This window comes from Psychrobacter sp. (assembly GCF_030457785.1).
In the GTDB taxonomy this organism is placed as follows: Bacteria; Pseudomonadota; Gammaproteobacteria; order Pseudomonadales; family Moraxellaceae; genus Psychrobacter.
Genome location: NZ_JAKDUI010000263.1, coordinates 1 through 3,018, shown reverse-complemented (window position 1 = coordinate 3,018; position 3,018 = coordinate 1). Strand labels below are relative to the sequence as shown.

Genomic DNA, 3,018 nt, shown 5'->3' with positions numbered 1-3,018 from the left:
CTTTTATAAACATAATATGTGTTTATAAAAGAATATTAATAGATTCCCAATTCGAGTAGAATTGGCACTATCGCTACCGTTTTTTTTCGCCATGATCAATGTTTGTACCATTCCCAAAACCTAAGCAGTACAGAAAGTAATTGTAAGTTTTACGATATCAAGCGAAGCGATTTTGACATTCTGAAGTATATTGCTTCTGGGTTTGGCGTTATTTGAACCATCATTCAACTGGGCTGATTCATGCCATCTTCGCGTATACCACCTGAAACCTCTGCAGAAACGACGGACATCACATCATTGCCCGATCGTGCTCCTCACAATCCTCCTTATTATTATAAGGTTGCCATTCGCTTACTCAAGCCTATGTACCGATTACAAGTATGGCGGCGATCGCACCAGCGTGCCAATTATCAGCAAGAAGTAGCGCAGCGCTTTGGCAAACAGTATCCGCCGCGACCAGTCGTTAATACTGCTAGTTTCGATGAGACAAGCAGGGCTCCTAATACCGAAAAAGGTGTTATTTGGTGTCATGCGGTGTCGTTAGGTGAGACCAATACCGTTGCGCCGCTACTGGATGCACTGTTGAAAGGCGGGTATCAGATATGGCTAACCAATACGACGCAGACAGGGTTTTCTCGTGGTGCCAGTCGTTTCGCTGATGAGATAGCACAAGGTCAGATGAGTCACAGCTATGTACCAGTAGACAGCCCTCGTGTGATTGAGACTTTTTTAACGCATGTACAGCCCATCGCTGCTTTGTTCGTAGAAACAGAGCTTTGGGCAAATATCTTGACCAAATTATCCGAGCACAGTATTCCTAGCATATTGGTCAATGGTCGATTATCAGACTCTTCTTTTAGAAGCTATAAAAAGATTGGTGCTGTCAGTAGCAGTATGATGAAAAATTTGAGTTTGATTATCGCTCAAGACAAAGACTCTGCTAAACGCTTTCGCCAACTCGGTGCTAGTAGTAATCGCATTCGTGTGGCAGGTTCGCTCAAGTGGGTCATTAATACGATGAAAACGGATGCCAGCCCTGATATTGATGAAACAGAGGTTATTAGCCAAGCAGAAACGTCAGACGTAAAAGATGATAGTTCGACCATTCAACAGTCGATTTTATCTAGCCAAAAGCTCGAACTTGCAGAAGCATTTGCCGTGGTTGATCGACCGATTTGGGTGGCGGCAAGCACGCATAGTGGTGAGGAGGAAACTGTACTGTCACTGCATCAGCAGTTATTGTCCCATGCAGAGCTTGCTAATGCTTTGTTAATAATTGTGCCCAGACATCCAGAGCGTTTCGATGAAGTTGCCGCGCTCATGCAAAAGTCTGCATTGAAAACCGCCCGTCGTAGTGCAGATGAAGCGATTGGCTTAGAGACGCAAGTATATCTGGCGGATAGTATGGGGGAGCTAATGACGTGGTATAAACTGGCCGATGTCGCACTCGTCGGTGGGTCGTTGGTTGATATTGGTGGGCATAACCCAGTCGAGCCCGCAAGCGTAGCAACGCCAATAATTATGGGGCACTATACCCAGTCCTGTCAGAGTGTCGTAGATAAACTGTCTGAGGTTGGGGCACTCTATCAGCCGCACAGTTCGTTGTATTGCCCTGTGACGGCCGATGAGGATGTGACAGATTTCGAATATGTAGATGCAAAAATAAATAGTGATAGTGACTTGGTAGTTAATGATATTGATAGCGGTGATGTCATTAATGAAGACGATATGATTAACGAAGATGGTGTGATTGATGACAACGACGATATGCTCATCTATCAGCAGCTCACGACCTGGCTAGGTGATCTAGCGCTAGCGAAAACAGCAGGACAGGCTGGTGAACAAATGACTGCACTACAACAAAGCGTATTGTCTCGTCAGTTGAAGATGATAGAAGATATTATCGCCAGTGTTCAATAAAATAAGCACAAGGTTATCATCACGCTAATCATTGCGATTACTGACACATTAGCTACGCAATCTATATTTACATCAAGAGTTGCTATGAACTGTATATTACTGCCTACCGATAAATTCTCGCTAGACGGCGCTCGTATAGAAGATTCAGCGCAGATTAGTCACATCACAAAGGTGCTGTCGGCAAAAGTGGGTGACAGGCTCAAAATCGGTGAGCTTGGCGGCTGTTTAGGTACTGGTATCATAGGAAGCATCAGCGCTGATGTTATCCAATTGCACGATGTTGAGTTGGCGACTTCGCCACCGCCTAAAATGGATTTAACCGTTGTGCTGGCACTACCGCGTCCAAAAGTGCTGCGCCGCTTAATTATGGATATGACCGCGCTTGGTGTGCGTGACATCGTGCTTATCAATAGCTACCGTACTCAAAAAAGCTATTGGCAAAGCCCAATGCTGGAGCGTCTCGATGAGTTTGTCTTAGAAGGACTACAACAAGGCGTTGATACTGTCGCACCACGTATTACCTTACAGAAACGCTTTAAGCCATTCGTGGAGGATAATCTAGCGGACTATATAGCCAACCGTGCCATCGTGGCGCATCCCTATAGTGAGCAACCATTTTCTCAGTATTTACAACAGCAGCCATCGATACTACCTAGCTTAGTATGTATCGGCAGTGAGGGTGGTTGGATAGACTATGAGGTGGCGCTACTTGCCAAACAAGGCTGCGAGGCAGTGAGTATCGGCCCACGTATTTTACGCACAGAGGCCGCCGTGAACGCCATTTTAGGGCGCTGGCTATTATGAGGCAGTGGTTATATGAAGGGATGCTGTCTATATTGAAGGTCTATCTAAATTTTAAACACTTTAGAGAAGCCGTAAACTGTTACTTTACCGTTTTCTAAGTTACTTCATGGCTTTCTACCGGCTAACTATTATATAGAGAAGGCAGCAGTCGATAAAAGTTATGTAGTTTGATAGCACGATAAGTTCTCTTCGGATGGCAGTAAGTAAGCTGAAAAATACGTGTAAGATTATATTAACAAATGTATTGATAATTAATATCATTTGCATTAGTATGATGTTTTATTTATCAAGGTC

Annotated in this window: 2 protein-coding genes; both read left to right on the top strand. The window is 44.3% G+C overall.

Going from position 1 to position 3,018, the window contains the following annotated elements; genetic code table 11:
* Nucleotides 1-240 precede the first annotated feature (240 nt).
* A complete protein-coding gene (locus L0J61_RS10305) occupies nt 241-1,920 on the top strand; it encodes a 3-deoxy-D-manno-octulosonic acid transferase (RefSeq protein ID WP_301466355.1) in 1,680 nt (559 codons plus the stop codon).
* Between the two features lie 84 nt (nt 1,921-2,004).
* Nucleotides 2,005-2,724 (top strand): 16S rRNA (uracil(1498)-N(3))-methyltransferase, encoded by a 720-nt coding sequence (locus L0J61_RS10300; RefSeq protein ID WP_301466354.1) that lies wholly within the window; start codon nt 2,005-2,007, stop codon nt 2,722-2,724.
* Nucleotides 2,725-3,018: the final 294 nt, after the last annotated feature.

What these genes read in the sequence shown, in the direction of transcription:
- L0J61_RS10305 (WP_301466355.1), top strand. Translation starts at nt 241, where the DNA reads ATGCCATCTTCGCGTATACCACCTGAAACCTCTGCAGAAACGACGGAC.
- L0J61_RS10300 (WP_301466354.1), top strand. Translation starts at nt 2,005, where the DNA reads ATGAACTGTATATTACTGCCTACCGATAAATTCTCGCTAGACGGCGCT.